This window comes from Actinomadura spongiicola (genome assembly GCF_003432485.1).
In the GTDB taxonomy this organism is placed as follows: Bacteria; Actinomycetota; Actinomycetes; order Streptosporangiales; family Streptosporangiaceae; genus Spirillospora; species Spirillospora spongiicola.
In genome coordinates, this window is the sequence record NZ_QVNQ01000001.1 from 817,498 (window position 1) to 844,093 (window position 26,596).

Annotated in this window: 25 protein-coding genes; 23 read left to right on the forward strand and 2 right to left on the reverse strand. The window is 70.2% G+C overall.

Annotated features, from left to right (window positions below; translation table 11 throughout):
* Window positions 1-310: 310 nt before the first annotated feature.
* Both D0T12_RS03850 and D0T12_RS03855 read left to right on the forward strand, forming a co-directional pair.
* Complete coding sequence (locus D0T12_RS03850) at window positions 311-754, forward strand: VOC family protein (RefSeq protein WP_117397821.1); 444 nt, start codon at window positions 311-313, stop codon at window positions 752-754.
* Window positions 751-1,257, forward strand: a complete 507-nt coding sequence (locus D0T12_RS03855; protein ID WP_233525833.1) for a pyridoxamine 5'-phosphate oxidase family protein — start codon at window positions 751-753, stop codon at window positions 1,255-1,257. Before D0T12_RS03850 ends, D0T12_RS03855 begins: the two co-directional genes overlap by 4 nt.
* A gap of 56 nt (window positions 1,258-1,313) precedes the next feature.
* Here D0T12_RS03855 and D0T12_RS03860 read toward each other — a convergent pair whose 3' ends face one another.
* Window positions 1,314-2,708: an alanine/glycine:cation symporter family protein gene (locus tag D0T12_RS03860; protein WP_117397822.1), complete on the reverse strand. Its 1,395-nt coding sequence runs from the start codon at window positions 2,706-2,708 to the stop codon at window positions 1,314-1,316.
* Window positions 2,709-3,130: 422 nt separating this feature from the next.
* Here D0T12_RS03860 and D0T12_RS03865 point away from each other — a divergent pair, with 422 nt between their 5' ends.
* The 16 genes from D0T12_RS03865 (at window position 3,131) to D0T12_RS03940 (ending at window position 20,273) form a co-directional block, all read left to right on the forward strand.
* Complete coding sequence (locus tag D0T12_RS03865; RefSeq protein WP_117397823.1) at window positions 3,131-4,006, forward strand: NAD(P)-dependent oxidoreductase; 876 nt, start codon at window positions 3,131-3,133, stop codon at window positions 4,004-4,006.
* Window positions 4,003-4,896: an enoyl-CoA hydratase/isomerase family protein gene (locus D0T12_RS03870; RefSeq protein WP_199487264.1), complete on the forward strand. Its 894-nt coding sequence runs from the start codon at window positions 4,003-4,005 to the stop codon at window positions 4,894-4,896. Before D0T12_RS03865 ends, D0T12_RS03870 begins: the two co-directional genes overlap by 4 nt.
* Window positions 4,883-5,536, forward strand: a complete 654-nt coding sequence (locus D0T12_RS03875; protein ID WP_117397824.1) for a hypothetical protein — start codon at window positions 4,883-4,885, stop codon at window positions 5,534-5,536. Before D0T12_RS03870 ends, D0T12_RS03875 begins: the two co-directional genes overlap by 14 nt.
* A complete protein-coding gene (locus D0T12_RS03880) occupies window positions 5,529-6,911 on the forward strand; it encodes a glutamine synthetase family protein (RefSeq protein ID WP_117397825.1) in 1,383 nt (460 codons plus the stop codon). The genes D0T12_RS03875 and D0T12_RS03880 overlap by 8 nt, the downstream gene beginning before the upstream one ends.
* A 116-nt stretch (window positions 6,912-7,027) precedes the next feature.
* The gene (locus D0T12_RS03885; RefSeq protein WP_158581399.1) at window positions 7,028-7,597 is read left to right on the forward strand and encodes a TetR/AcrR family transcriptional regulator; all 570 of its coding nucleotides are present in this window, start codon (window positions 7,028-7,030) and stop codon (window positions 7,595-7,597) included.
* A 22-nt stretch (window positions 7,598-7,619) separates the two neighbouring features.
* Window positions 7,620-8,630 carry an NADP-dependent oxidoreductase gene (locus D0T12_RS03890; protein ID WP_117397827.1) on the forward strand — a complete coding sequence of 337 codons (1,011 nt, stop codon included), beginning with the start codon at window positions 7,620-7,622 and terminating at the stop codon, window positions 8,628-8,630.
* A gap of 230 nt (window positions 8,631-8,860) precedes the next feature.
* Entirely contained in the window at window positions 8,861-9,757 is an 897-nt protein-coding gene (locus tag D0T12_RS03895) for a phytanoyl-CoA dioxygenase family protein (protein WP_117397828.1), read from the forward strand.
* 27 nt (window positions 9,758-9,784) lie between these two features.
* The gene (locus D0T12_RS03900; RefSeq protein ID WP_117397829.1) at window positions 9,785-11,296 is read left to right on the forward strand and encodes a flavin-containing monooxygenase; all 1,512 of its coding nucleotides are present in this window, start codon (window positions 9,785-9,787) and stop codon (window positions 11,294-11,296) included.
* Window positions 11,293-12,405, forward strand: coding sequence for a zinc-binding dehydrogenase (locus tag D0T12_RS36960; protein WP_117398041.1), 1,113 nt, complete (start codon window positions 11,293-11,295; stop codon window positions 12,403-12,405). Before D0T12_RS03900 ends, D0T12_RS36960 begins: the two co-directional genes overlap by 4 nt.
* Window positions 12,402-13,160, forward strand: coding sequence for a gamma-glutamyl-gamma-aminobutyrate hydrolase family protein (locus D0T12_RS03910; RefSeq protein ID WP_117397830.1), 759 nt, complete (start codon window positions 12,402-12,404; stop codon window positions 13,158-13,160). Before D0T12_RS36960 ends, D0T12_RS03910 begins: the two co-directional genes overlap by 4 nt.
* On the forward strand, window positions 13,150-14,655 hold the full coding sequence (locus D0T12_RS03915) for an aldehyde dehydrogenase family protein (protein WP_199487265.1): 1,506 nt from the start codon (window positions 13,150-13,152) through the stop codon (window positions 14,653-14,655). The genes D0T12_RS03910 and D0T12_RS03915 overlap by 11 nt, the downstream gene beginning before the upstream one ends.
* Before the next feature lie 33 nt (window positions 14,656-14,688).
* Window positions 14,689-15,453: an SDR family NAD(P)-dependent oxidoreductase gene (locus D0T12_RS03920; protein WP_117397832.1), complete on the forward strand. Its 765-nt coding sequence runs from the start codon at window positions 14,689-14,691 to the stop codon at window positions 15,451-15,453.
* 8 nt (window positions 15,454-15,461) lie between these two features.
* Entirely contained in the window at window positions 15,462-16,415 is a 954-nt protein-coding gene (locus D0T12_RS03925; protein WP_117397833.1) for an alpha/beta hydrolase, read from the forward strand.
* Window positions 16,416-16,498: 83 nt separating this feature from the next.
* Window positions 16,499-17,680, forward strand: a complete 1,182-nt coding sequence (locus D0T12_RS03930) for a sugar ABC transporter substrate-binding protein (protein WP_117397834.1) — start codon at window positions 16,499-16,501, stop codon at window positions 17,678-17,680.
* Window positions 17,677-19,188, forward strand: coding sequence for a sugar ABC transporter ATP-binding protein (locus D0T12_RS03935; protein ID WP_117397835.1), 1,512 nt, complete (start codon window positions 17,677-17,679; stop codon window positions 19,186-19,188). Before D0T12_RS03930 ends, D0T12_RS03935 begins: the two co-directional genes overlap by 4 nt.
* Window positions 19,189-19,190: 2 nt before the next feature.
* Window positions 19,191-20,273, forward strand: a complete 1,083-nt coding sequence (locus D0T12_RS03940) for an ABC transporter permease (RefSeq protein WP_117397836.1) — start codon at window positions 19,191-19,193, stop codon at window positions 20,271-20,273.
* Here the strand turns inward: D0T12_RS03940 and D0T12_RS03945 are convergent.
* On the reverse strand, window positions 20,240-20,989 hold the full coding sequence (locus tag D0T12_RS03945) for an SDR family NAD(P)-dependent oxidoreductase (protein ID WP_117397837.1): 750 nt from the start codon (window positions 20,987-20,989) through the stop codon (window positions 20,240-20,242). The genes D0T12_RS03940 and D0T12_RS03945 overlap by 34 nt on opposite strands.
* A 90-nt stretch (window positions 20,990-21,079) precedes the next feature.
* Here D0T12_RS03945 and D0T12_RS03950 point away from each other — a divergent pair, with 90 nt between their 5' ends.
* The 5 genes from D0T12_RS03950 (at window position 21,080) to D0T12_RS03975 (ending at window position 26,506) form a co-directional block, all read left to right on the forward strand.
* Entirely contained in the window at window positions 21,080-23,275 is a 2,196-nt protein-coding gene (locus tag D0T12_RS03950) for an alpha-ketoacid dehydrogenase subunit alpha/beta (RefSeq protein WP_117397838.1), read from the forward strand.
* Between the two features lie 18 nt (window positions 23,276-23,293).
* On the forward strand, window positions 23,294-24,559 hold the full coding sequence (locus tag D0T12_RS03955; protein WP_117397839.1) for a dihydrolipoamide acetyltransferase family protein: 1,266 nt from the start codon (window positions 23,294-23,296) through the stop codon (window positions 24,557-24,559).
* Between the two features lie 526 nt (window positions 24,560-25,085).
* The gene (locus D0T12_RS03965; protein ID WP_117397840.1) at window positions 25,086-25,523 is read left to right on the forward strand and encodes an Hsp20/alpha crystallin family protein; all 438 of its coding nucleotides are present in this window, start codon (window positions 25,086-25,088) and stop codon (window positions 25,521-25,523) included.
* Between the two features lie 177 nt (window positions 25,524-25,700).
* The gene (locus D0T12_RS03970) at window positions 25,701-26,048 is read left to right on the forward strand and encodes a MerR family transcriptional regulator (RefSeq protein WP_117397841.1); all 348 of its coding nucleotides are present in this window, start codon (window positions 25,701-25,703) and stop codon (window positions 26,046-26,048) included.
* A gap of 50 nt (window positions 26,049-26,098) precedes the next feature.
* On the forward strand, window positions 26,099-26,506 hold the full coding sequence (locus D0T12_RS03975; RefSeq protein ID WP_117397842.1) for an STAS domain-containing protein: 408 nt from the start codon (window positions 26,099-26,101) through the stop codon (window positions 26,504-26,506).
* The last annotated feature ends 90 nt before the right edge of the window (window positions 26,507-26,596 follow it).

The following is a 26,596-nucleotide window of genomic DNA, read 5'->3' on the forward strand; positions in this document are numbered from 1 at the left end:
GAACGGCCCGGGGAGTCACCGCCAACAAGCCTGCGGGAGCCGCTGTGGGATGGACAAGACGCCTGCGGGTGTTTCCCGTTTCCTCCTTGAGGAGACAGGAAGGCGCGGTATTTGTCGATGGACGGTGAAGAAGTTCAAACGCGATCTTGATGGCACGCTCGATCAGCAGGGAGTCTGTCGGTTATCGGCCACGGTTCGGCCGTGATTTGGCCTTGAACATACGAAAAGACGGAACGGATGCGGCGTAAGCGGAACACCACCTAGGCTGGGGCGCCCACGGAAGAAGGAGGCCAGGGTGACGGTTCGGCGGATGGACAATATCGGCATCGTCGTCGACGACCTTGAGGCGGTCATCGCGTTCTTCACCGAGCTTGGTCTGGAGTTGGAGGGGCGGATGCTGGTCGAGGGGGCCTGGGCGGCGCGGGTTGTCGGGCTTGAGGATCAGCGGGTTGAGATCGCGATGATGCGGACGCCGGACGGGCATGGGCGGATCGAGTTGGTGAAGTACCTTGCGCCGGAGCCGATCAGTGGGGTGCCGAGGGACGCCCCGGCCAACACGCTGGGGATTCGCCGCATCATGTTCGCGGTCGATGACATTGAGGACGCCGTCGCGCGGCTGCTCGACCATGGTGCCGAACTCGTCGGTGAGGTGGCGCAGTACGAGGACAGCTACCGGCTCTGCTACGTCCGCGGCCCGGAGGGCATCGTCATCGCCCTGGCCGAGGAGCTCGGCTCGAACGACAACGGGAGGTGACCGTGCGACCGGACGAGATCGCCGAGGTGTTGAACCGGCCGATCAGCCAGGAGTTGTTGGCTCGCGACATGACCCGGCTGGCCTATGTCGCCAAGGACGGCACGCCGCGTAACGTTCCGATCGTCTTCGCCTGGAACGGGTCGGAGATCGTCATGTGCACTCCGAAGAACGCTCCGAAGCTGCGGGCCCTGAAGGAGAATCCGATGGTCGCCCTGACGATCGACACCGAGGTGCACCCGCCCAAGATCCTGCTCATCCGGGGGCGGGCCGAGTTGGACTACGTCGATGGCATCCCGGACGAGTATCTCCAGTCGACCAGTACCTATGAGATGAGTGCCGAGCAGCGGGTCGAGTGGGAGGCGGACGTGCGTTCGCTGTACCACGACGGGATGGTTCGGATCGTCGTGACTCCGACGTGGGCGAAGCTGATCGACTTTGAGACGACGTTGCCGAGCCCGGTCGAGGAGCTGATCCGGCGGCGGGCGGAACGCCAGGGCGCCTGAGGGAGGCGACAAGGCGATGCCGCCGCCCGGGACGGGCGACGGCATCGCGGGTTTCTCTATTTCGTTGAGGCTTCGGCGGTCTTGTCCTTCGAGGGACGGTCGCGGAAGTAGTCCCGCGTCTCCCGGTAGACGAGCGGGGACAGGATCAGCAGGCCGATCAGGTTCGGCAGTGCCATGAGGCCGTTCATGATGTCGGAGAAGGTCCACACCGTGGTGAGGGTGGTGACGGAGCCGACGTAGACGACCACGATGAACAGCAGGCGGTAGGGCAGGACGGCCCGACGGCCGAACAGGAACTCCACGCAGCGGTCGCCGTAGTAGGACCAGCCGAGGATGGTGGAGAACGCGAAGAAGATCACGCTCAGGGTGACGATGACGCTGGCCCAGTCGCCGGGCAGTCCCTCGTCGAAGGCGCGGGCGGTGAACTGTGCGGCCTCGTCCTCGCCGGCGTCCTTCCACACGCCGGTGACGACGATGGTGAGGGCGGTGAAGCTGACCACGACCAGGGTGTCGATGAACGTCTGCGTCATCGAGACCAGCGCCTGCCGGACGGGATGGTCGGTCTTGGCCGCGGCGGCGGCGATGCCGCCGGTGCCGAGCCCGGACTCGTTGGAGAAGATTCCGCGGGCGACGCCGTACCGGATGGCGGCGGCGACCCCGGCGCCGACGAAGCCGCCGGTCGCGGAGGTGCCGGAGAAGGCGTCGGAGAAGATCAGGCCGATCGCGGAGGGCACCTCGCCGATGTTGAAGGCCAGCACGGCCGCCGCGCCGACGATATAGAAGACGATCATGACGGGGACGAAGGCGCTGGTGACACGGCCGATGTTCTTGATGCCGCCGAGGATGACGGCGGCGGTGAACACGGTGACGATCGCGCCGGTGATGTAGGGGTCGAGCCCCCACTCCTCTTCGACGTTGGCGGCGACGGTATTGGCCTGCACGCCGTTGCCGATGCCGAACGCCGCGATGGCGCCGGCCACCGCGAAGAACCCGCCGAGGAAGACGCCGAGCGGTCCCTTGATGCCGTTCCTGAGATAGTGCATCGGCCCGCCGCCCTGCTCACCCGCGCTGTCGGGACGGCGGAAACGCACCCCCAGGAACGCCTCGCTGTATTTGGTGGCCATGCCGACCATGCCGGTGAACCACATCCAGAAGACGGCGCCGGGGCCGCCGAGCGCGATCGCGGTGGCGACACCGGCGATGTTGCCGACGCCGACGGTGGCGGCGAGGGCCGTGGCGAGCGCCTGGTAGTGCGAGATGTCGCCCTCGGCGGCGTCGGAGTCCGATCGCTTCACGAAGGCGAGCCAGAACGCGAGCCGGAAATGGCGCACCTGGAGTCCGCGCAGCAGGAACGTCAGGTAAAGGCCGGTGAGCAGAAGCAGTGGGATCAGCAGCCATGGGCCCCAGATGAAGCTGCTGGCATCGCTCAGGAAGTCGTTTACGGAGTCCATCACACCACCGATCGGGAGCGGGCACGATTGCTCACCGAAAGGTAGGCGAGGGCGCCTTGCTTGTGAACCCCACCGCGGCAACGTGGGCGCGGTTCACTTGTCCGGGACGGAATGTTTCCATAGCGGAACGGGACTGAGATCACCGGGTAATCGAAATGCGATCCGTTGCCGTCGAGCCGAAATCAAAGGGCGCCGTGCGAGTCTGAACGTGGTGTCGGGGCGAGGCGCGGACGGGCGCGATGCGGTGTCGCGCCCGGCGTTCCACGCGGGTCGGGGCCGTGCCGAACCACGGGTTCACCTGGGCCGTTGGGGCAGAGTTGGGGGTCTGCTCCTTGACACCGGCGCCGCCGGTCCGCCATCTTGGTCATATGAACAAGTCGTTTGTTCATGTCAGTGGTCGGTGAGGTGCCCGGAGGAGCGAGATGACCGATGTGACCGTTCTGGGTGCGGGTTTCATGGGGGCCGCGATCGCCCGGGTGCTGATGGAGCGGGGCCGTACCGTCACGGTCTGGAACCGGACGCCCGCCAAGACGGAACGCCTGCGAGAGGCCGGTGCCACGGTCGCCGAGGGCTTCACCGACGCCCTGACCCTCAGCCCGGTCACGATCTCGGCGCTGTCCGACTACGCCGCACTGGTCGAGCGGCTGGAGCCGGTCGCGTCACTGGAGGGCGTTGACCTGGTCAATCTCACCACCGGTCAACCCCACGAGGCGGACGAGCTCGAAGCGCTGGTCACGGCGCGCGGTGGCCGGCTGCTCGACGGGGCGATCATCTGCTACCCGTCCCACATCGGCACCGAGAAGGGTGTCGTCAAGTTCTCCGGGCCGAACGAGCTGTGGGAACGGCACCACGAGCTGCTCGAACTCCTCGGCACCGGCACCGATCATCTGGGTGAGCCGGTCCGGCTGGCCAACGTGCTGGACGCGGCCCAGCTCGGGTTCTACATCCCGGCGATCGGGGCGGCGATGGAGGCCGCGGCGTACGCCGAGAGAGAAGGTCTCGGGTTCGCCGATCTTCGTCCGGTGCTGGTGCACGGGCTCAACGTCATGACCGGCTTCCTGGCCAAACGCGAGGACATGATCGCGAAGAACGACTTCGCGGCCGAGGACTCCCCGGCGGAGGTCTACCTGGCCGCCATGCGCGGGGTGGTCGAGGCGATGGACCGCGCGGACATGGAGCCGCTGCTCGGCCGGGCGGTGATCCGGCACCTCGAAGAGGTCCAGGCCGCCGGTCGGCTTGATGGTGACTTCGCCGAGATCTACCGGTCGCTTCGGGAATCCGCCGGGGAGCAGGAGTGAGGAGCGCGAACGGGCGGCCCACCACGACTCGCCATCCGGGGCTGCACGTCGAGACGGATCGCGGTGTGGCGTGGGTGACGATCGACCATCCGCCCATCAACCTCCTCGACGAAGAACTGATCGGCGGCATCGAGGCCGCGGCGGCCGCGCTGCGCGACGACCCCTCGATCCGGGTTGTGGTGCTCAGCAGCGCTGATCCGGATTTCTTCATCGCCCATGTGGACGCCTCGCGGATCCAGGCCGAACCCGCCGGACGGTGGGCCCGGGCCGGGGGAGGGCTCGGCAGGTTCCACCGGATGACCGAACAGTTCCGAACGATGCCGAAGGCGACGATCGGGGTGCTGGAAGGGCGGGCCCGCGGCGGCGGGGCCGAACTGCTCGCCGCCCTCGACATGCGCTTCGGCGCCCGGGAGACCGCGGTGATCGCCCAGACCGAGGTGGCGACGGGCATCATCCCCGGCGGTGGTGGAACGGTCCGGCTGCCGCGACTGCTGGGACGTGGACGGGCCCTGGAGGTCATTCTCGGCTGCGAGGATCTCGACGCGGATCTCGCCGAGCGTTACGGCTTCCTCAACCGGGCGCTGCCACAGGACCAGCTGGTCGGCTTCGTCCGCCGCCTGGCCATGAGGATCGCGTCGTTCCCGGCCGAGAGCATCGCACAGGCGAAGGCGGCCGTCCGCGCCGCCGAGGAACTGCCGCTCGTCGAGGCGCTGATCGAGGAGGAACGGCTGTTCCACGAATCGCTCGCCACCCCGGCGGCTCGTCACCGGCTGAGCCGGTTCCTGGCGGCGGGAGGCCAGACGCGGGAGTTCGAACTCGACCTTCCCGGCCGCCTGGTCGCCCTGCCGGAGGCGTCCGACCCCCTCGGGAGAAGTCATGATCACGTTTGACGTCCACGAACCCGGCGTGAGCGGGGACATCCTGGTGACCGTCGAGGACGACCCCACGCCGTTCGTCCTCTCGCTCGCGCGCACGATCCGGGCCGCCTGCCGTCACCCTGACCTGCTGCCGGTCGTGGAGAAGTCGGCGGACGTCGTGGGCGTGCGCTCGTCCACGGACCATCAGTCCGCCACCTTGAGGTTCGGTCGTGGCGGCGTTCGGGTGGTCCATGGTGTCTCCGGCGACGCCGACCTGGTCGTCGGCTGTGACCCCGCGACGGAGTTCGAGGTGCACGCCCTGCCGGGCACCCCCATCGATGGGGGACGGCTCGCCGCGCTCAACGCCGTTCTCAATCCGCCGCTGCCCTCCTGGCAGGACGCGGCGACTCGTTTCTGGAGCCTGACCGGCGACGATCCGGGCATGCCCGGTCAGATCGTGGTGAAGTGCTCCGGCTCCGGGGAGGAACTGGTCCTCGGCGACGGCCCGGCGGGTGTGGTCCTGACCGGAAGCGCCGACCAGTTGGCCCGGACGTTCTCGGGCCTGGGCAACCTCTTCGACGACCTCTACTCGGGGGCGCTCTCGCTTGTCGGTACGCTGCCGCAGCTTTCCGTGCTGTGCGGTGCCCATTGGAAGGTCAAGTTCCATGGTTGAGATCCGTCCCGGGCTCTCCCGCTCCGAAGTCGCGGACTGGTTGCGCGAGCACGCGATCGACAGCGTCAGGATCGAGGGGACGAACCTCGACGGAACGCTGATCGGCAAGGTCGTCTCGACGAAGAAGTTCCTTTCCGGGCTGGAGACCGGTTTCGCGTTCGCCGATATCGCCGCCTTCGGCCTGGACCTCGGCAACGTCGCCTACTTCGGCTTCGCGCTGCCGCCGTGGCGGACGAACATGGGCGACATCCTTCTGCGCGCCGACACCTCGACGTTGTGCGTCTGGGAGCCCGGCCGGGCCTCGGTGATCGGCGACTTCTGGACCGTGGACGGAAGCCCGCTGAGCGCCTGCCCGCGCCAGGCGCTGCGCCGGGTGACGGCCGACGCCGCCGACCGGGGCTACCGGATCAAGGTCGCGGTGGAGATGGAGGCGACGGTCTTCGAGGAGCCGCTCCGGCAGGCCCGCCTCAAGGGGTACCGGGACCTGACGCCGCTCGGTGGGGAGTCCGGGGCGTGTTACGTCCTCGCGAAGTCCGCCGACTGGGACACCTACATGCGGACCGTCGCCGCCCGGCTCGACGAGCTCGCCATCCCCTGGGAGGCGTGGAACGACGAGGCCGCGAGCGGTCAGGTCGAGTTGAACCTGGAGATCGCCGACCCGTTGACGGTCGCGGACCGCTGGGCGCGGGCCCGGCAGGTGATGCGGGAGGTCGCCGACCGGTTGGGGCACTCGGTGACGTTCATGGCCAAGTGGTGCGACGAGTTCGGCCAGGCGTCGCACCTCAACGTCTCGCTGGAACGCGACGGGACGAACGTCTTCTACGCGCCCGACGGCCCGAGCGAGCTCATGACCCACTTCCTCGGCGGCGTGATGGCCTCGATGCCCGGCACGACGTCGCTGGCGCTGCCATGGATCACCTCCTACCGGCGCCTGGTCGATCTCGAAGGGCCTCCGACCACCGTGACCTGGGGTGTCGGCAACAAGACGACCGCGATTCGCGCGGTCGTCGGGCATCCGGCCTACTCGCGGATCGAGCATCGGGTGCCCGGTTCCGACTCCAACGTCTATCTCGTGCTCGCCGCCGTTCTCGGCTCCGGACTGGCCGGAATCGCGGAACGGCGCGAGCCGCCGCCGCCGTCGGACCTGATGGCCTGGAGCCTGCCGTCCGACGCCGAACGGCTGCCACGGACGATCTCGCAGGCGGCCGAGGCCCTGGAACGCGACACGGTGCTGAGCGACGCGCTCGGCCGGGAGTTGATCGACTACTGGGTCGGAACCCGCCGCTGGGAGTGGCTCTCCTACCACCTGCACGGAGGCGGCCCGGACTCCGCTCTCACCGAGTGGGAGGCCAGGCGGTACTTCGAGCTGGCCTGACCTACCGGCGCTTCCACACCCTGGGGAGGCTATGATCGAAGCGTTATCTAGACATCTGACTTGGTCGATCGACTAGGAGGCGGTTCATGGCTCGCGTGCCCGCTGAGCGTCGACGCGTGGACTTTCTCAACGCGACACTCAGGGTGATAGCGGAGCACGGCGTCGCGGGGGCGACCACGCGACGCATCGCGGAGGAGGCCGGCGCCCCGCTCGCCACACTGCACTACTGCTTCCACACGAAGCACGAACTGTTCTGGGCCGTCTTCGAACGCCAGGCGAACCTGGTCGCCGAGGCCGCGGGCGTCGCCGAGGACGCGCCCAAGGAAGGGCTTCGCGCGGCGGCCGTCCGCCTGCTGACCCGCGGCGTCGACTTCATCATGGCGAACGAGGACTACGCGCGGGCGCAGTTCGACCTCCTCCAGTGGGCGATGCGCCAGCCCGGGGAGAAGTCGCTGCTGGCGGCCGACGTCTACTCGCTGTCGGTGGACCGCTACGACGCCGTGCTGCGCGCCTCGATGCGCGAGGGGGAGGACGAGTCGATCGTCAACGAACTCAGCCGAATGATCATCGCCGTTCTCGACGGCATGAACCTGCAATGGAACGCGCACCAGGACAACGACAGGCTGCGGACCGACACCGCACGCGCCATCACCATGGTCGAGGCACTGGTGCCCGATTCGACGTGAGCCTGACCTGGAAGGTGGTCATGTGACCGACGGCATCAGTACACAGGTGCGCCTCGTCCGGCGCCCCGACGGGCTTCCCGTCGCCGAGGACTTCGAGATCGTGACCGAGAGGCTGCGGGCCCTCCGGCACGGTGAGGCGCGGGTCGTGAACGACTTCGTCTCCGTCGACCCGTACATGCGCGGACGGATGCGGGAGGGCGCGTCCTACATCCCGCCGTTCGAGCTGGGCCAGACGATGACCGGCGACGCCGTGGGCAGGGTGGTCGAGTCGCGGTCGGCCGACCTGAGGGTGGGCGATCTGGTGACGCACTTCCTGGGCTGGCGCGACGTCGCCCAGGGAGACGGCAAGCTGTTCAGCAGGGTCGACGAGCTGCCCGGCCTGTCCACGTCGGCCTACCTGGGGCCGCTGGGCGTCACCGGGTTCACGGCGTATGTCGGCATGACGCACATCGCGGATCTGCGGGACGGGGACGTCGTGTTCGTCTCCGGAGCCGCCGGAGCGGTCGGCAGCGTCGCCGGTCAGATCGCCAAGCTCAAGGGCGCGGCGCGGGTGATCGGCTCGGCCGGGTCACCGGAGAAGGTGACCGCCCTGACCGAACGGTTCGGGTTCGACGCGGCGTTCGACTACCACACGCCCGACCCGGCACGCCGTCTCGTGGAGCTGGCGCCGGAGGGAGTCGACGTCTACTTCGACAACGTCGGGGGCCCGCTGCTGGAGGCGGCGGTGGAGGTGATGAACGACTTCGGCCGGGCGGCGCTGTGCGGGTCGATCTCCGGCTACAACTCCGAGGAGGAGGCGCCGGGACCCCGCAACCTCGGCCAGCTCGTCAGCCGGCGGCTGACCCTGCGCGGGTTCATCATCACCGACCATCAGGACCTGTACGGCAGGTTCCGCGAGGAGATGGCCGCATGGCTGGCCGATGAGCGGGTGGTGACCGAGGAGACCCTCGTCGAGGGCATCGACCGGGCTCCGGAGGCGTTCCTGGGGCTGTTCGAGGGGCGTAACACCGGCAAGATGCTGGTCCGGGTCTGACCTCCCACCTGCGATGACGGCCGCCGGCCGTCCGTTTTTCACGCCTGACCCATCGGGACGGGCGACCATGCGGTGACCACTCCGCCTGCCCTCAGGGGCTGGAGTGGTCACCGCCGTCATTTCTGACGAAATCTCCCTCTTGACATCGCCGCGGCGACGCGCTGAGATGCTGTCATCTGACTTGGTCGTTTGAACAAGTCAGGCGATCGATCCTCTGGGAGGGTTTCCGCATGGCACTCACCACGCTGCCGGCCTCGGCCGGCGCCGACGACGTCATCGAGGTCCTTGAACGCGATGGCGGCGTCATCGTCGAGAACTTCGTGGACGAGCAGACGAGGGCCGGGCTGGAGGGTGACCTGCGCCCGATCCTCGACGATCTCGGCTTCGGGCAGGACGACTACTTCTCCGGCACCCGGACCCGCCGCCTCGGCGCGCTGTTCAAGCACACCGGGCACGCGCCGGCGATCGTCCGGCAGTCGCACTTCCGCGCCGCGGCCGAGCACTTCCTGTGTTTGCCGGAGCACATCTACCTCGGGACGGACCGGGTGACGACCGTCCCGACCGTCCAGGTGGGCGTCACCCAGGCCATCGACATCCACCCGGGGGAGGGCCGGCAGCCGCTGCACCGCGACGACACGGTGTGGCAGTGGCGCCACCCCGAGGGCGGACGGCAGGCGCGCGTCCAGGTGATGGTCGCGGTCACCGAGTTCACCGCGGCCAACGGCGGCACCCTCGTGATCCCCGGCAGCCACAAGTGGGACGACGAGCGGGCCCCGAAGGCGGAGGAGGCGGTGCCGACCGAGATGGCCGCCGGTTCGGGGCTGATCTGGCTCGGCGGCACCTACCACGCCGGCGGCACGAACCGTACCGACAGCTCGCGCTTCGGCATCACGGTGACGCTCGACCTCAGCTACCTGCGCCAGGAGGAGAACCACTACCTGTCGCTGACCCTGGACGAGGTCCGGGCCCTGCCCGACGACATCCGCCGGCTGATCGGCTACCAGGCCAGTGAGCCCACCTGCGGCTGGATCGAGAAGGACGGGATCATGCGCGACCCGCACTTCCTGTTCGAGGACGGCGAGCCGGGCTCGGCGCAGGTGTCGATGGGGCGACGCGAGTCCGTCTGAGCCGGAGTTCCACGAAAGGAGCCGGCCATGCTAGACCGGACACGGCGGCGACCGGGCGGGCGACCGGGACGGTGGCCCTCGGTCGTGATCGTCGGCAGCGGCATCGGCGGTCTGTGCGCCGCCATCAGGCTGAAGCGCCTCGGGGTGACCCGGCTGACGATCTTGGAGCGTTCCAAGGAGGTCGGCGGCACCTGGCACGCCAACCGCTACCCGGGGATCGCCGTCGACACCTCGATCCTGAACTACTCCCTGTCGTTCGACCCGAACCCCGGGTGGACGCGCCTGTACGCCGGCGGTCGGGAGCTTCAGGCGTACCTGATCGGGCTCAGCCATCGTCACGGGCTGCGGAAGCACATCAGGTTCGGCGTCACGGTGGAGGAGTTGCGCTACGACGAGTCGGCCGGCGAATGGTCCGTCGGGACGGTCGGCGGCGAGAGGTTCCGCGCGCAGATCGTCATCTCCGCGACGGGGGTGCTCAGCAATCCGGCGATTCCCGAGTTGCCGGGCCTGGACTCCTTCAAGGGACGGATCCTGCACTCGGCCGAGTGGGACGGCTCCTTCGACGCCGCGGGCAGGCGCATCGCGCAGGTCGGCAGCGGCGCGACGGCGGCGCAGCTTGTGCCGGAACTCGCCAGGGACGCCGAGGCGGTGCACGTCTTCCAGCGCTCGGCGCCTTGGGTGCTCCCGCGCGACGACCGGCCGATCGGACGGTTCGAGGCGGCCGTGTACCGGCGGCTTCCGTGGGTGTTGAAGGCACGGCGCTGGCACAGGTTCTGGCTGAACGACCGGATCGCCCTCGGTTTCGAACGCCAGGACCGGACGATCAGGCGGCAGGAGGAGATCGCCAGGGCGTTCATCGAGCGGTCGATCTCCGACCCCGAACTGCGCCGCCTGGTCACCCCCGACTACAGCATCGGATGCAAGCGCCGGGTGATGTCCGACGACTGGTACCCGGCGTTGCAGCGGCCCAACGTCGAGCTGGTGCCGTACGAGCTGCGGGAGATCCGCCCCCGGTCCGTGATCGGGGGTGACGGCACCGAGCGCGAGGTGGACACGATCGTGTTCAGCACGGGCTTCCAGGTGCGGGATCTGGTGCCGATGAAGGTCTTCGGCGCGGCGGGCAAGGAGCTGCACGACGCCTGGGCGGACGGCGCGTGCTCCTACCTGGGGCTGTCGGTGCACGGCTTTCCCAACCTGTTCTTCGTCATGGGGCCGAACACCGGCATCGGGGCGGGTTCGGCGACGTTCATGATCGAGGCGCAGGTCCGCTACATCACCGACGCCCTGGGGCACATGCGCCGGTACCGGCTGCACAGCGTGGACGTCCGCAAGGACGTCCAGGACGCCGCGTACGAGAAGGTGCAGGCGCGGTTGAGCCGCAGCGTCTACGGATCCGGGTGCGTCGGCTGGTACCAGAGCCCCAACGGGAAGATCGACACCCTCTGGCCGGGGCTCAACGCGGAGTACTGGTGGCGGACCCGGCGCTTCGTCAGGTCGCGCTACCACTGCCGTCCCGCCGGACCGGGGCGGACCCGATGAGGAAGATCATCGCGGCGGTGCTCACCCGGGCGCCGGGGCGGCTCGTGACGCGCGAGCTGATCCTGTCAGATCCCGGGCCGGACGAGGTGCTCGTCCGGATCGCGTACGCGGGCCTGTGCCACTCGGATCTGCACGAGATCGACGGGACGTTCGCCACCACACCCCCGATCGTGCTCGGCCACGAGGCGGTGGGGTTCGTCGAGCGGGTGGGCTCCGCCGTCCATGACCTGACCGCCGGGGATCTTGTGGTGACGTGCCTGTCGGTGTTCTGCGGGCGGTGCCGTGCCTGCGTCCGCGGCATGCCGTCCATCTGTGCCCGGCGAACCTGGCTGGCCTCCGGACGCCCGGACCGGTTGACCACCCTGGACGGCCGCCCGGTCAGGCCGACCGCCGGAATCGGAGCGTTCGCGGAGATGGCGGTCGTGCACCGGAACGCCCTGGTGGCGATCCCGCCGGAGATGCCGCTGCCGACGGCGAGCATCCTCGGCTGCGCCGTGACCACCGGCATCGGCGCGGTGGTGCGGCGCGCCCGGGTGGAGCCGGGGTCGAGCGTGGTGGTGATCGGCGCCGGGGGCGTCGGGCTGGCCGCGATCCAGGGCGCGCGGCTGGCGGGCGCGCGCACCGTCATCGCGGTCGATCTCGTTCCCGAGAAGCTGGCCGCCGCCTGCGAGTTGGGCGCCACGCACGCGCTGGACGGGCGGGGCCCCGACGTGGTCGCCCAGGTGCGCGAGATCACCGGCGGCGGAGCCGACCATGTCATCGAGGCCGTCGGAGCGGCGTCGGCGGTCGCCCAGGCGATGGCGATGCTCACGCCCGGCGGTGTCGCGACGGTGGTCGGCATGGTGCCGTCCGACCCGCCGATCCGCCTGGACGGAAACGACCTGTTCTTCCTGGAGAAGACCCTCCAGGGCTCGTTCATGGGATCGAACCAGTTCGTCCGCGACATTCCCGAGTACGTCGACCTGCACCTGCGGGGACGGCTGCGTCTCGACCGCCTGGTCAGCGACGTGGTCCCGTTCGAGGAGATCAACAAGGGGTTCGAGTCGCTCGCCGCGGGCCGGGGGCGCCGGATCGTGGTCGAGATCCGGCCCCGGAAGGAGGATCGATGACCGCGCCGCTGGTCGGCGTCACCGGCCGCAGGGGCAACGGCCGGCTGTCCCTCGGACGGGACGGGCGTTTCGCGAACGTCCAGTTCGACAACCACGCCGTGGACTTCGCCTGGTCGATCGCCGCGGCCGGGGGCATCCCCGTCCATCTGCCCTTCGAGGCGCCCGCCCGCGAGGTGGTCCGCAGGCTCGACGCGGTCGTGATCGCCGGGGGGCAGGACGTCGACCCGCGCCGCTGGCGAGGCGACGACCACGTCGACCCGTCGCTGGCCACGGACCCGCGAGAGAACCTGTCCGCGTACGACCACGAGCGGGACGAGTACGAGATCGAGCTGGTGCGCGCCGCCCTCGACGCCGGTATCCGGCTTCTGGGCGTGTGCCGTGGGCATCAGATCCTGAACGTGGCATTGGGCGGCACGCTCATACCGGACCTTCCGCCCGGCGACGTCCGGCACGACTCGCCGCTGTTCGCCCCGCACGGCGGGACGCCGGACCACGAGGTCGCCTTCGAACCGGGCACCCTCGCCCACCGGTTGTACGGCCCCCGCGCCGTCCGTAACTCGTGGCACCACCAGGCGATCGACCGGTGCGGCGTCGGCCTCGTGGTCACCGGCAGGACGCGGGACGGGGTGATCGAGTCAGTCGAGATGCCCATGCGGCCGGTGCTCGGCGTGCAGTGGCACCCCGAGTGGCAGGCCGGCGGAGACCCGGTCTTCGCCTGGTTGACGTCGAAGAACGGGAGCGCGGATGAGTTCTGACCTGTCCATGCCGGCCAGCACCGCCGAGTGGGAGGCGATCTGGGCCGTGAACGGCCTGCCCGAGGCGATGTGGCTGGACGGCGCCTGGAGCCCCGCCGCCGACGGCTCGGTGCGGACACTGGTGACGCCCAGGGACGGCAGCGACCTGGCGACGGTTCCCGCGGGCGGGGTCGCCGACGTCGAACGCGCGGTGGCGGGTGCGCGCCGCGCGTTCGACTCCGGCGTGTGGTCGCGCCTTCCCCCGAGGGAACGCGGTGACGTCCTGCTGCGGTGGGCGGACCTGCTGGAACGGCATCGCGACGAACTCGCCCTGCTCATCGCGCTGGAGATGGGCAAGCCGGTCGTCACCGCCCGCACGGTCGAGGTCCGGACCAGCATCGGGCTCGTGCGCTGGTACGGCGAGCTGGCCGACAAGCTCATGGACGAGTCGCCCCGCGGCCGTCCGGACTCGCTGGCGATCGTGAGCCGCGAACCGCTGGGCGTCGTCGGCGCCATCACGCCGTGGAACTTCCCGTTGACGCTCGCGTGCTTCAAGGTGCCGGCGGCGCTGGTCGCCGGCAACTCGGTGGTCCTGAAGCCGGCCTCCCAGACCCCGCTGTCGATGCTGCGGGTGGCGGAACTGGGCTCCAGGGCGGGCCTGCCCGACGGCGTCCTCCAGGTGATCACCGGAAGCGGCCCGGTGATCGGCGAGGCCCTGGCCCGCCACCCCGGCGTGGACACGCTCACGTTCACCGGGTCCCCCGCGGTCGGGGGCCGGTTGCTGCGCTCGGCCGGCGAGTCCAACCTCAAGCCGGTCGCGCTCGAACTGGGCGGCAAGTCGCCCAACATCATCTTCGACGACGTCGAGGACCTCGACGCCGCCATGGACAGCGCCGCCTGGGCCATCGCCTTCAACTCCGGCCAGATGTGCACGGCGGGCTCGCGGCTGCTCGTGCACGCGTCGCTCCATGACGAGGTCGTCGCCGGGGTGACCGAACGGCTCGCCACGCTGCGCGCCGGCGATCCGCTCGACCCCGCGACGGACTTCGGGCCGCTGGCGACGCGCGGCCACCGCGAGGACGTCGCGGCCGAGATCCGTGCGGGACGCCGGAGCGGCGCCCGCCTCGTCCTGGGCGGCGAGGAGATCCCGGACGGCCCGGGATTCCACCTCTCCCCGGCGGTGTTCACCGAGGTGTCCCCCGGGGACCGGCTGGCCCAGCACGAGATCTTCGGGCCGGTGCTGTCGGTGCTCCGGTTCCGGGACGAGGACGAGGCCGTCAAGATCGCGAACGACTCGGACTTCGGCCTGGGCGCCTCCGTCTGGACCGGTGGCCTGCGCCGCGCGCACCGGGTGTCCCGCCGGATCGTCGCCGGAACCGTGTGGGTGAACTGTTACGAGGAGGGCGACGCCTCGGTCCCGTTCGGCGGACGGAAGCTGTCCGGCCACGGCGCCGACAAGAGCGTCCACGGCCTGGACAAGTTCACCGCTCTCAAGACCACCTGGATGGCGCTCTGAACTCGCGCCGAACGACATCACGAGGAGGATCCGATGGGTCAACTGGACGGGAAGGTCGCCGTCATCACCGGCGCGACCAGCGGGATCGGCGAGGCGATGGCGCGGCGGTTCGCCGCGGAGGGCGCCGCGCTCGTCGTCAACGGCCGCCGGGCGGAGCGCGGTGAGGCGCTCGCGGCGGAGCTGCGTGACGGCGGCACCGACGTCGAGGTGGTGACCGGCGACGCGGCCGACGCGGCCACCGCCACCGCGATCGCCGAACGCGCCCGCGCGGCGTACGGACGGATCGACGTCCTCGCGCTCAACGCGGGTGTGATCACCTACGCGAGCCTGTGGGAGATCGAGGAGGACGACGTCGACGCGATGCTGTCCGTCAACCTCAAGAGCCCATGGCTGGTCGCGAAAGCGTGCCACCACCTGGTTCGCGATGGAGGCAGCGTCATCGTCACCGCGTCGGTCAGCTCCTTCGACGTCTACCCCGGTGAGGGGATCTACGGCATGACCAAGGCCGGCGTCCTGCACCTGGCCAAGGCGATGGCGCAGGAACTCGCCCCGCGCCGGATCCGGGTGAACGCCCTGTGTCCGGGCTTCGTCGGCGAGGCGGGCATGGCGCACGACGTGATCAGCGCCAGCGACGACCCGGAGGCGCTGACCCGGGAGTACCTCGCGGTGACGCCGCTGGGACGCGCCTGCACCCTCCGCGAGGTGACCGACAGCGCGTTGTTTCTGGCCGGTGACGCGTCCACGTTCATGACGGGTACCAGCCTCGTCCTGGACGGTGGCCTGCTCGTGCGGCCCTGAGGCCGCCGATGCGCGACCCCTCCACCCGGCCGTGGTTCGCCCGGCTGGACGATGACGCACGCGTGCAGGCCCGCCGCCTGACGGAGATCGTGCCGCGTCCTCTCCACCGGCTCGGCGTCGAGGCGTCGCGCCGGCTGACGTTCCCGGTCCTGCCACGAGGACCGGAGTTGTTCGACGTCCGGAACGTCGAGATCGAGGTCGCCGGGGGGACCATCGGCGCGAGGATCTACCGGCCGGGGGAGGGACGCGGTCATCCGCTGCTCCTCTACTTCCACGGCGGCGGGTTCTTCCTCGGTTCGGTCGACGGCGTCGACGCGCTGTGCCGCCACCTCGCCTTCCGGTCGGGCCGCGTGGTGGTGTCGGTGGGCTACCGGCTCGCGCCCGAGCATCCCTTTCCCGTCCCGGCGGACGACTGCCTCGCCGCCACCCTGTGGGCGGCCGAGCGCGCGGAGCGCTGGGGCGCGGACCCGGCGCGGATCGCGCTGGGCGGCGACAGCGCCGGAGCCACGCTCGCGATCAGTACGGCGATCGGGCTGCACCGCCTCGGCGGGCCCGCCCCAGGTGGCCTGCTGCTGGCGTATCCGGCCGTCGACGTCACGTTCTCGACCCCTTCGTGGACCGAGTTCGCCGACGCGCCTCTGATCACGACCGAGGACGCGCGCTGGACCTGGGGCATGTACCTGGGCAGGCACGGGTGGGACGACCCACGCGCGGTGCCCAACCGGGCGGCCGACCTGTCGTTCCTGCCGCCGACACTGGTCGTGACGGCCGAAGTGGACGTCCTCAGGGACGACGCCGCCGCCTTCGCGGACCGTCTCGCGAGCGAGGGCGTGACCGCCCGGCATCGCGAGTATCCCGGCGTGTTCCACGGGTTCTTCACGGAGGTGGGCCTGTACCGCCGGACCACGCTCGCCGTGGACGAATCGGCCGTTTTCCTGCGACGACTTCCCCGGATGTCTTGACAGCCCCGGCTCGACGGCTAACACTAATCGCCAGATCAAGTCGTTTGTCCAAGTCGGGCGACGTAGTCGGATCGGAGAGTCCAATGATCGGCATCGCATCGGGTCTGAGGCGCTCCCCGCTTCTCGGCGCCTCGGTGGCCTGTGGCCTCCTGCTCAGCGCCTGTTCCGGGGCCGCGGGCGACGCGGGCGGAGAGACCACCGAGGCACAGCTCGGAGACGCCCGAGCCCGCGTCGACAGGCTGTACACGGGCACCCACACGCCACCACCGGCCGAGTCGCCGAAGCCGGCCGCGGGCAAGAACCTCTGGGTCATCTCCTACGGCCAGTCCTTCGTCTCCTCGGCCACCGCCGCGGCCGCCGCGAAGCAGGCCGCCGAGTCCATGGGGTGGCGGGTCACCGTGGTGGACGCGAAGTTCAACCCGGCGACGGCCGTCGACGGGATGCGGCAGGCGATCGCGGCCAAGGCCGACGCCCTGTTCTCCATCTACTGGGACTGCTCCGCCGTCAAGGCGGGCCTGATCGCCGCCCGGCAGGCCAAGGTCGTCACGGCCGTCACCGAGGCGCAGCAGTGCGAGGGAAATCCGCTGTACGACCACGTGATCTCCTACAACCCGGGCTTCTACAAGGGCAACGACGGCGGCTTCCTCGGATACCTGCGCGGCTGGGCCGCGGCGCTGGCCGACTACACGATCGTCAAGACCGACGGCAAAGCGAAGGTGATCGTGTTCAGCCAGACCGACACCGTGTCGTCGCGGATCACCTACGAGGGCTATGTCGAGCAGCTCAAGACCTGCGGGGGCTGCGAGGTCGTCAACACGGTCGAGTACGTCGGGTCGGAGATCGGGCCGCCGTTGCAGCAGAAGGCGGAGCAGGCCCTGCTCCGCAGCCCCGACGCCAACGCGGTCACCGTCTCCGGCGACGCCATCCTGACCGGCGGAGTGATCGCGGCGCTGAAGTCCAGCGGCCGGTACGGCAAGATCGTCATCGCCGGCGGGGAGGGCGGCGAGGCCACGATCCCGCTGATGAAGACCTACCCGGGCTGGTGGGGATTCAGCAACCTGCCCATCGCCTGGGAGGGCTGGGGCGCGGTCGACGCGATCAACCGGATCTTCAACGGGCAGAAGCCGGCGAGCACCGGGGTCGGCTACCAGATCGTCGACAAGGGGCACAACACGCCGCCCGGCGACCAGGCCGTCGCGTACAAGGACGGCGCGCCGGTCGACTTCGCCTCGCTCTACCGCAAGGCCTGGAGCACGGCGCGATGACCGGCGCGGCCCTGCGGGTCGGCGGCCTCAGCAAGACGTTCGGTGCCACCCGGGCACTGGCCGACGTCTCCTTCACGGCGCGGGCGGGAACGATCCACGCGCTGCTGGGCGGCAACGGCTCGGGCAAGTCGACCCTGATCAAGATCCTCGCGGGCGTGCACTCCGCCGACGCCGGGACCGTCGAGACCGCCGGCCGGGCCCTGGACGCGCGGGCGATCTCGCCGCATCTGGCCCGCGAACTCGGGCTGCGGTTCGTCCACCAGCAGTCGTCGACGTTCGGTGACCTGAGCGTCCTGGAGAACCTGTTCCTCGGCCACGGCTTCGACACCGCGCCCGGATTCCGGGTGCCGTGGCGGCGGCTGCGCGCCAGGGCCGAGACCCTGCTCCGCCGGTTCGACATCGCGGCGGACCCCGGCGCGAGGCTGGACGATCTGAGGCCGGCGACCCAGACGATGGTGGCGATCGCCCGCGCCCTCCAGGACCAGGAGGGCGCCCACGAGGGCGTGCTCGTCCTGGACGAGCCGACCGCGTCGCTCCCCGCCGCCGAGGCGGGGGTGCTGCTGGACGCGCTGCGCCGCTACGCCGCCGCGGGCCAGACCATCATCTACGTCACCCACCGGCTCGACGAGGTGTTGGAGGTCGCCGACGAGGTGACGGTGCTCCGGGACGGCCGGCACGTCGAGACGCGCCCGAAGGCGGGCCTCACCCGCGCGGCGCTGAGCGAGCTGATCATGGGACGTTCGGTGGCGGAGCTGTCCACGGGAACGCGGCGGCAACAGTCCGCGCCGACCGTGCTCCGGCTGCGCGAGCTGCACGTGGGTCCATTGCGGGGGCTGGACCTGGAGGTGTGCGAGGGCGAGGTCGTCGGGATCGCGGGCCTGCTCGGCTCGGGCCGCTCGACCGCGCTGCGCACGGTGTTCGGGCTCGTCCCGCCGGACCGCGGCACGATCGAGATCGACGGCAGGCCGCTCGCCCCGACCGGCGTGCGGGAGGCCATGCGGGCCGACGTCGCGTTCGTCCCCGAGGACCGGGCGCGGGAGGGCTGCTTCGCGGACCTGACCGTGCTGGAGAACCTGTCCATGCCGTCCACCGGCCGCTGGTTCCGGAAGGGGCGGCTCCGCCATCGCGCCGAGGCCGGGCAGGCGGCCGAGGAGATGCGGGCCCACCAGGTGAAGGCCGCGTCCGTGCACGCGCCCATGGGTTCGCTCTCGGGCGGCAACCAGCAGAAGGTGATCGTGGCCCGCTGGCTGACCCGGTCGCCGCGGGTGCTCCTGCTCGACGAGCCCTCGCAGGGGATCGACGTCGGCGCGCGCTTCGAGATCTGGGAGCTGGTCCGGAAGGCGACGGCGGCGGGGACCGCCGTGCTGGTGGTCTCGTCCGATCTGGAGGAACTGGCCGGAGCCTGCGACCGGGTCGTGGTGCTGCGCGGCGGAAAGGTCCAGGCCGAACTCTGCGGTGACGACCTGAACGAAACCCATCTCGAACATCTCATTCAGGAGGCACCGTGAACATGGTGAGGACCACGGCCGCCGCGACGGACGGCGGCGGGCCGGTCCGCCGGGCGGATCGGCGGACCGTCCGGCTGCCGGACGCCGCCGGACGCTTTCTTGAGGCGTACGCGCTGATCGGCCTGCTCGTCGTGATCGCGATCTTCTTCTCCGTCTGGCCGCGGACGTCCGGCTCGTTCGCGTCGGTCGCCAACCTCCAGATCCTCATCGGCAACCAGGCGGCCATCGGGATCATCGCCCTGGGCGCGCTGATCCCGCTGATCGCCAACGAGTGGGACCTGTCCATCGGCTCCGTCGCCGGGGTGACCGCGGTGTTCACCGCGGCGGCCCTGTCCGGCGGGCACGGCCTGCTGCTCTCGGGACTGATCGGCATCGGCTGCGGGCTGGTCATCGGGCTCGCCAACGCGCTCATCATCACCCGGGGCCGGGTGAACGCCGTGATCACCACCCTGGGGGTCTCCACGATTCTGGAAGGGGTGGTGAACCAGCGGACGAACGGTGTCGCCATCACCACGAACATCCCCGACTCGGTGGTGAACTTCGGCCTCGGAACCACCGCCGGGATCCCGCGCGTGGCGCTGGTGCTGATCGCCGTCGCCCTGCTCGTCTACTACGTCCTGGACCACACACCGTGGGGCCGCTACCTGTTCGCGCTCGGGTCCAGCCCCTCGGCCGCGCGGCTGGTGGGCATCCGCACCGGGCTGGTCGTCGGCGTCGCCTTCGTCTCGGCGTCCCTGCTGGCCTCCGTGGGCGGCATCCTCCAGGTCGCCCGGCAGGCGGGCGCCGATCCGCGGGTCGGGGCGGCCTTCACGCTGCCCGCCCTGGCGGCCGCGTTCCTCAGCGCGGCGTCCGTCAAGCCCGGCAAGTACAACGTCGGGGGGACGCTCGTCGCCATCCTCTTCCTGGCCGTGCTGAACAACGGGCTGAGCCTCGCCGGAGTGCCCGCGTATGTGAGCAGCTACCTCAACGGTGTCGCTCTGGTGGTCGGCGTGGGGCTTTCCGCCTGGCTCGGGCGCCGCCGTTCGGAGCGGCGGCGCCCGGTGGCCGAACCTCAACCGGCCATGAACCATCCACCGTTGACATGAACATGCTCGCCGGTGACGAAACCGGCCGCGTCACCGGCGAGAAAGGCGATCACGGCCGCCACCTCCTCGGGCCGTCCGAACCGGCCGAGCGGGGTGGCGGCGATCGCCGCCCGGCCCCGGGTGGCCATCAGCCGTTCGGTCATCGGAGTCTCGATCACACCGGGGGAGACGGCGTTCACCCGGATCCCGCGGGGACCGAACTCCCACGCGAGGGTGCGGGTCAGTGACAGGACGCCCGCCTTGGACGCGGCGTAGTGAGCGTGCAGGGCGCTGCCCCGGTGACCCGCGACGGACGCGACGTTCACGATCGAGGACCCGGCCCTCAGGTACGGCGAGGCGTCGCGGAGCAGGCGGAACACGCCGTCGAGGTTGATCGACAGGACCCTGCTCCACAGCTCGTCGGTCGTCTCCTCCAAGGTGGACTCGGGATAGATCCCGGCGGACGGGATGACGGTGTCGATCCGCTGGTCCAGCGAGGCGGCGAGCACGACCAGTTCCGCGGTGCTGGTCGTGTCCGCGGCGTCGTGGCGGGTGGCGACCACGCGCGTGACCTCGCCGAGTTCGTCGGCGAGACGGCGCACGGCGTCCTCGTCGATGTCCGCGAGGACGAGCCAGGCGCCCCGCGCCGCCAGCAGGCGCGCCGTGGCCGCCCCGATCCCTCCGGTGGCTCCCGTGATCACGACCACCCGCTCGGCGAAGTCCCGCTCGATTCCCATCTGTTCCTCCAGGTCGACGGCTTGACAGAAGTGCCGAGGCCTGTATATCAACTGACTTAGTCATATGACCATATTGCTGGAGGATCGGATATGCCCAGCCGGGAAGACCTCGCCCACGCGGCGCCATGGGTGCGGATCGCTTCGGTCGACGAGGACTGGAGGCTCGCCGATCCCGACCTTCTGCTCCAGATGCTCGGCCGCGCGCAGTGGATCCGCTCGTTCGAGAAGTACGTGCTCGACCTCGCGTCCCGGTCGCTGGTGCACGGGCCGGCCCACTCCAGCATCGGCCAGGAGGGCGGCGCGGTCGGTTCGATCCTGCCGCTGCGCTCGGACGACGTCGTCAACGGCTCGCACCGGGGGCATCACCAGTTCCTGGCCAAGGCGTTCGGGCACGTGCTTCCCGACGGCGCGTCCGGGCTGCCCCGGCTCGTCCCCGAGGTCCGCACGGTGCTGCGGCGGACGCTCGCCGAAATCTGCGGCCTGGCGGACGGCTACTGCGGCGGCCGCGGCGGCTCGATGCACCTCCAGTGGCGCGAGGCGGGCGCGATGGGGACCAACGCGATCGTCGGCGGCGGCGTTCCGCAGGCCGCCGGGTTCGCGTTCAACCAGAAGCGGGCGGGCACCGACGCCGTGACGGTGACCTACTTCGGCGACGGCGCGGTGAACATCGGCTCGGTGCTGGAGACGTTCAACCTCGCCGCGGCCTGGAAGCTCCCCGTCTGCTTCTTCATCGAGAACAACCAGTACGCGGTCGCGACCCCGGTCGCCGAGGCCACCGCGGAACCCCGGCTGTCGGGACGCGGACCGGGCTTCGGCATCCCGAGCTGGCAGGTCGACGGCATGGACGCGCTCGCCGTCCACATCGCCATGTCGGAGGCGCTCGACCACATGCGCTCCGGCCACGGACCGACCGTCATCGAGGCGGACGTCTACCGCTACTTCCACCAGAACGGGCCGTTCCCGGGGTCGGCGTTCGGCTACCGGGACAAGGCGGAGGAGGCGTCGTGGCGGGAGCGGGACCCCATCGAGCGGCTCCGCCGGACCGTCCTCGAACGCGGGCTCGCGACCGAGGCCGAACTCGACGCCGTCACCGACGACGTCGAGGACGCGCTGCGCCTCATCGGTGCCGAGTTCTTCGAACCGGTCGAGGGCGGCAAGCCGAACGAGCGACGGGTGGTCGCCGGCCTGTGGCCCGACCCCGAGCTTGTGGACATGGGCGTCCGGGGCGACCTGTCCGAGCTGGACGGAAGCCGCTACGAAGAGGAAGCGGGCTTCGGCGGCAAGCTAGCCGAACGCCGGTTCATCGACGTGGTCAGCGACGTGATGGCCCGCCGGATGGAGACCGACGAGACGATCGTGGTGCTCGGCGAGGACGTCCACAAACTGAAGGGCGGCACGAACGGCGCGACCCGGTCGCCCCTCGAACGGTTCCCCGACCGCGTGCTCGGCACCCCGATCAGCGAGAACGCCTTCACCGGCCTGGGCGGCGGGATGGCGCTCGACGGCCGTTTCAAGCCCGTCGTCGAGTTCATGTACGCCGACTTCATGTGGGTCGCGGCCGACCAGCTGTTCAACCAGGTGGCCAAGATGCGGCACATGTTCGGCGGCGTCGCCGACGTGCCGTTCGTCCTGCGGTCGAAGCTCGCCGCCGGCACCGGCTACGGCTCGCAGCACTCGATGGACCCGGCGGGGGTGCTCACCTCGGCCGCGGGCCTGCGGGTGGTGGCCCCCTCGACGCCGTTCGACTACGTCGGTCTGATGAACACGGCCCTCGCGTGCGACGACCCGGTGGTCGTCCTTGAGCACGTCGACCTGTACAACGCGAAGGGCTCGGCGCCGGTCGACGACCTCGACTACCGGATCCCCGTGGGCGCGGCGGCGCTGCGCCGCACCGGAACCGACATCACGATCATCACCTACCTGTCGATGGTGCGGCACTGTCTCGACGCCCTCGACCAGGTCGGCGACCTCTCCGCCGACCTGATCGACCTGCGCTGGCTCGACCGGGCGTCCCTGGACTGGCCGCTCATCGAGGCGAGCGTGCGGAAGACGAACCGCGTCCTCCTCGTCGAACAGGGCGCGCTCGGCACGTCGTACGGCGGTTGGCTCGCCGACGAGATCCACCGCCGCCTGTTCGACTGGCTCGACGCCCCGGTAGAGCGGGTCACCGGCGGTGAGGCGTCCCCGAATGTCAGCAAGGTGCTGGAACGAGCCGCGATCGCACGGACCGAAGAGGTCGTCACCGCTCTGCGGGCGGCGTCCACCGAGTTGTCCCGATCCGCGTAGTAAGGGAGACGAGCCCAGATGGCCGACCTGCTTCGGGTACCGGCGGTCGCCGCAGGCGCGACCGAGATCGTTCTGGCCGAGTGGACGGTCGCGGTCGGTGAGACCTTCGAGGCCGGCGATCCGCTGGCCGTGGTGGAGACCGACAAGGCCGCCGTGGAGATCGAGGCCGAGACCGGCGCCACGCTACTGCGGACCCTGGCCGCCGACGGCGAGCGGCTCCAGGTCGGAGCGCCGCTCGCGGTGATCGGCTCCCCGGACGACACCGACGTCGAGTCCCTGCTCGCCGCACTGAACCCCACCGAGCCCACCAAGTCCGTCGAGCCCACCAAGACCGTCGAGTCGGACTCCGCCGGGGACGTGTCCGACTCCCCGCCGCCACAGGTGGCCGCGCCGCCGACGGGACGGCCCGCGACGGCGGGACGTCCCTTGGTGAGCCCGATCGCGCGGCGGCTTCTCCGGGACGCGGGGGTGTCGCCGTCCGAGGTCACGGGCACCGGTCCCGGCGGCCGGATCACCCGGCGGGACGTCGAGACCGCCCTGGCCGGACGGCGGGCCGAGGCCACCCGTCCAGCGAGTTCGAAGCCGGAAACGCCCACGGTGGGCGCCGCCTATGAGGTCGTTCCACACGGCACGACACGACGGATCATCGCGACCCGGCTGACCGGAAGCGTGCGGGACGTCCCTCACTTCTACGTCCGCCGGACCGCCCTCGTCGACGAGCTGGTCACCCTGCGTGCCGGGCTGAACGAGCACGCGCCGCTGCGGCTGTCGGTGAACGATCTCGTCCTGCGCGCCGTCGCGGTCGCCCACTCCGAGGTGCCTGAGATGAACGTGGTCTGGGCCGAGGAGGGGATGCACCGGTTCGGCTCCGTCGACATCGGAGTGGCGATGGCGTCTGACCGGGGACTGGTGAGCCCGGTCCTGCGCTCCGTCGAACAGCGGACGGTCAGCTCCATCGCGGAGAACGTCCGGAACCTCGCACGCCAGGCAGATGAGGGCCGGCTGCGCCCGGCGGACCTTCAGGGCGGGTCGATCAGCGTGACCAACCTCGGCATGTACGGGGTGGAGGAGTTCGCCGCGATCATCAACCCGCCGCAGTCCGCGATCCTCGCCGTGGGGGCGGCGCGGCCCACGGTACGGGTCGTCGACGGGACGCCCGCGCCGGTCACCGTCATGAGCCTTGTGCTGTCGGCCGACCACCGCGCCGTCGACGGCGCCCTGGCGGCCCAATGGATGGCGACGCTGGTGAGGACGATCGAAAGCCCCCTGCGACTCCTGATCTGAAGCCTTGCTTCGACGATGCCGGGGTCGGCGGCGATAAGTCGCCGCCGACCCCGGGTGAAGCCGAGCTGCAACGAGACGTATGCGCGTGATCTGACCGCCCTTCCTCGCTGGACGGACACGTGATGTGCGGCATGTCCGAGAGCGGAGGGGCGCGCGGTCGCGCGGCTGGTGGGGGAGGCGGGGGAGCGGGCGGTCCGGGCCTCGCGGGCGGTACACCGCCGAGAGCCGCGACCAAGGCGTCGCACTCCTCGTGCAGCCGCTGGTCGTCGGCGCAGATCAGCTCCGCGAACTTGCGGTCCGCCCGCGCCGGCGTCAGCGTCACCAGGTCAACGACCGATCTCGCTGTCTCTGTCCCCGATGGAGCATGGTCTCAACAAGTGAAGTTGAAGGTATCCGTAGGATGGATGACAGGAGGTTTGACAACCCCACGGGGCAGGAATCTATACTTCGAGTTGTAGGTTTCCTCTCGATCAAGGCAAACGACCCGGGCTTGGAGACCCCGGGGATCTTCGGAGGTGAAGCAACGATGCTGCTGACGTCGATCGACCCCTTCGTGCAGGAGTTCGAGCGCCAGTTCGACCGGGCCGTCCGTCAGGTCACCGGGCACGTCAACGGCACGAGCATGCCGATGGACGGCATCCGCCGCGCCGACGACGTCGTCCTCCGGTTCGACCTGCCGGGCATCGACCCCGGCTCGATCGAGGTCACCGTCGACCGCGGCGTCCTGTCGGTGACCGCGCGGCGCGAGGAGGAGTTCGGCGAGGGCGAGCGCCTGTTCGTCCGCGAACGGCCGATGGGCTCCTTCACCCGCCGCGTCTACCTGTCCGACCACCTGGACGCCGACAAGATCGAGGCGGCCTACGACAACGGCGTGCTGGCCGTCCGGATCCCGGTGCTGGAGAAGGCCCGGCCCCGTAAGGTCGCCATCCAGCAGGGCAACGGCCAGAAGGCCCTCCGGGGTTGATATGCGGGTTTCCGGCTCGCGGCGCTTCGACGAACCGCCGGCGCATGTGGTGACGAGCCGGTTCGCGGCCCCGCTTCGGCGAGCGGCATCGAGGGTCACACCGCCGTCTCGCCGGGCGGGGCCGCCCGCCTTCCGGGGCCGGGTCGACTCCGCGGGATCACGTAGAAGGGAGGGGCGGTGACGCTGCCCATGGACGACGAACACGCGGCCCTCTTCACCGTGGGACAGGTCGCCGACATGCTGCACGTGCAACAGGCGTTCCTCCGCCGTATCGACGACCACCAGGTCGTGTCCCCGCGACGCTCGGCGGGCGGCCAGCGCCGCTACTCCCGGTACGAGATCGGCCGCATCCAGCAGGTCGTCGGAATGGTGGGCGAAGGCCTGACCCTGCCCGCCATCCGCCGCATCTTCGAACTCCAGCACGAATTGGCCCGGGTGACCCGCGAACGCGACGAACTCGCCCGGCGGCTGAACGAGTTGGGCGGAGCGAACGCCGGCACCGGAGCCGCGACCGTCTCATCCTGAGCGCACCACCCAGTTCGGAACGGCCAGGCGGGGCAGGGAGGGAGCAGCGCATGCCCTTGATCATCACCCATCGTCGTCATCGGGACCTGGCAGTGGCGGTCCTGACCGGCGAGATCGACGTTGCGACCAGCGCCCATCTGCGCGAGAACCTGGCCGGTCTGGTCGCGTCCGGCGCCCGCCACCTGATCCTGGACCTGCGCGCCGTCCCCCTGATCGACTCGGGCGGGCTCGGCGTCCTGGTCGCGATCCACGACCACCTACAGGCCCAGCACGGCTCGATCAGCCTCTCCAGTGTCAGCCACCGCGTCCGGAACGTCCTGCGGAGCACGCAGCTCACCCGGGTCTTCCCCATCTACGCGACGGCCGACGTGGCCGTCCACGCCCACCAGGTCACCCGCGCCGAGGAGCCCGACAACGGGCAGGAAAAGCCGCCTCCGTCAAGCCGCGAAAATCTGTAGCCGTCGGGGTAGATATTCGCGGGGCGATGGGGTAGGCTTACTGCCATCGAAGGGAAAGAAGTCCATGAGACGCGGCAGAGGACGAACTGC

Excerpts from the sequence above, each read along its gene's own strand:
- D0T12_RS03860 (WP_117397822.1), bottom strand. The coding sequence starts at position 2,708 with ATGGACTCCGTAAACGACTTCCTGAGCGATGCCAGCAGCTTCATCTGG.
- D0T12_RS03850 (WP_117397821.1), top strand. The coding sequence starts at position 311 with ATGGACAATATCGGCATCGTCGTCGACGACCTTGAGGCGGTCATCGCG.
- D0T12_RS03935 (WP_117397835.1), top strand. The coding sequence starts at position 17,677 with ATGACCGGCGCGGCCCTGCGGGTCGGCGGCCTCAGCAAGACGTTCGGT.
- D0T12_RS03920 (WP_117397832.1), top strand. The coding sequence starts at position 14,689 with ATGGGTCAACTGGACGGGAAGGTCGCCGTCATCACCGGCGCGACCAGC.
- D0T12_RS03965 (WP_117397840.1), top strand. The coding sequence starts at position 25,086 with ATGCTGCTGACGTCGATCGACCCCTTCGTGCAGGAGTTCGAGCGCCAG.
- D0T12_RS03875 (WP_117397824.1), top strand. The coding sequence starts at position 4,883 with ATGATCACGTTTGACGTCCACGAACCCGGCGTGAGCGGGGACATCCTG.
- D0T12_RS03900 (WP_117397829.1), top strand. The coding sequence starts at position 9,785 with ATGCTAGACCGGACACGGCGGCGACCGGGCGGGCGACCGGGACGGTGG.
- D0T12_RS36960 (WP_117398041.1), top strand. The coding sequence starts at position 11,293 with ATGAGGAAGATCATCGCGGCGGTGCTCACCCGGGCGCCGGGGCGGCTC.
- D0T12_RS03910 (WP_117397830.1), top strand. The coding sequence starts at position 12,402 with ATGACCGCGCCGCTGGTCGGCGTCACCGGCCGCAGGGGCAACGGCCGG.
- D0T12_RS03940 (WP_117397836.1), top strand. The coding sequence starts at position 19,191 with ATGGTGAGGACCACGGCCGCCGCGACGGACGGCGGCGGGCCGGTCCGC.
- D0T12_RS03950 (WP_117397838.1), top strand. The coding sequence starts at position 21,080 with ATGCCCAGCCGGGAAGACCTCGCCCACGCGGCGCCATGGGTGCGGATC.
- D0T12_RS03930 (WP_117397834.1), top strand. The coding sequence starts at position 16,499 with ATGATCGGCATCGCATCGGGTCTGAGGCGCTCCCCGCTTCTCGGCGCC.
- D0T12_RS03945 (WP_117397837.1), bottom strand. The coding sequence starts at position 20,989 with ATGGGAATCGAGCGGGACTTCGCCGAGCGGGTGGTCGTGATCACGGGA.
- D0T12_RS03880 (WP_117397825.1), top strand. The coding sequence starts at position 5,529 with ATGGTTGAGATCCGTCCCGGGCTCTCCCGCTCCGAAGTCGCGGACTGG.
- D0T12_RS03865 (WP_117397823.1), top strand. The coding sequence starts at position 3,131 with ATGACCGATGTGACCGTTCTGGGTGCGGGTTTCATGGGGGCCGCGATC.
- D0T12_RS03915 (WP_199487265.1), top strand. The coding sequence starts at position 13,150 with ATGAGTTCTGACCTGTCCATGCCGGCCAGCACCGCCGAGTGGGAGGCG.
- D0T12_RS03975 (WP_117397842.1), top strand. The coding sequence starts at position 26,099 with ATGCCCTTGATCATCACCCATCGTCGTCATCGGGACCTGGCAGTGGCG.
- D0T12_RS03895 (WP_117397828.1), top strand. The coding sequence starts at position 8,861 with ATGGCACTCACCACGCTGCCGGCCTCGGCCGGCGCCGACGACGTCATC.
- D0T12_RS03955 (WP_117397839.1), top strand. The coding sequence starts at position 23,294 with ATGGCCGACCTGCTTCGGGTACCGGCGGTCGCCGCAGGCGCGACCGAG.
- D0T12_RS03925 (WP_117397833.1), top strand. The coding sequence starts at position 15,462 with ATGCGCGACCCCTCCACCCGGCCGTGGTTCGCCCGGCTGGACGATGAC.